We start from the raw sequence: 722 nt of genomic DNA on the forward strand, positions 1-722 counted from the left end.
GCTGGGTCTATCGGCCAGACTTCCCACGGTTTGGTAATTTCGGCTTGTGGTTTATCAAAGGCAAAATTAAACGCTTCAGAGGTCAACTCTTTTTCAATTTTATTTTGCTGCTCAAAGCTCATATCTTGCCAAAAGCGTGCCGGCCTGCCATTTTCCTTATCAAAAGCGGCGGTAACTGGGTCAAGGTGTCTTACCGCTTCATATACAGGTACATCGGGTAATGGTTTGGTGTTATCCATAAATCGGCACACCTCTTCCCAAAATAAATAACAATAGGTGCGGCTATTGGCTGATTCTGATAACGCAACTTCAACCCCAGATTCTGGGTAAGAATCCAAATCACGATGTTGAATATAAGGGATATGAGCCTGATTACCATACTGCGTAGTAACAACATATTGGGTAGTACAAACAATATCTTGCCAAGCAAAACTGGGGTTACCAAATTCATCTTTTTCGGTTTGATGGTTAAAAGCTTTGGTATAGCCAACCCGGCCAGTTAAGCGATCAAAATAAATAATATTATCCGAACCAACTCGCATGCTCCAAGGAAAGGCATTTAACCAAAATAAATTCCATATAAGAACGGATAAATATGCAATTATTGGGAAAGGCTCTTTACCAAAAAACAACCAATAAGGCAGAAACATAGCGCAGCAGCAGCTACCTGCAAACCCCAAAAACATGCACCCTAATGAGAACCAACCCGCGAAATGTTTATC

1 protein-coding gene is annotated in these 722 nt (G+C 41.3%); it reads right to left on the minus strand.

From position 1 onward, the window contains the following. Positions 1–722 (minus strand): hypothetical protein (locus HR060_RS19140; protein ID WP_174201862.1); only part of this gene is annotated, 722 nt, incomplete at both ends.

The organism is Marinifaba aquimaris (assembly GCF_013328345.1).
Lineage (GTDB): Bacteria > Pseudomonadota > Gammaproteobacteria > Enterobacterales > Alteromonadaceae > Marinifaba > Marinifaba aquimaris.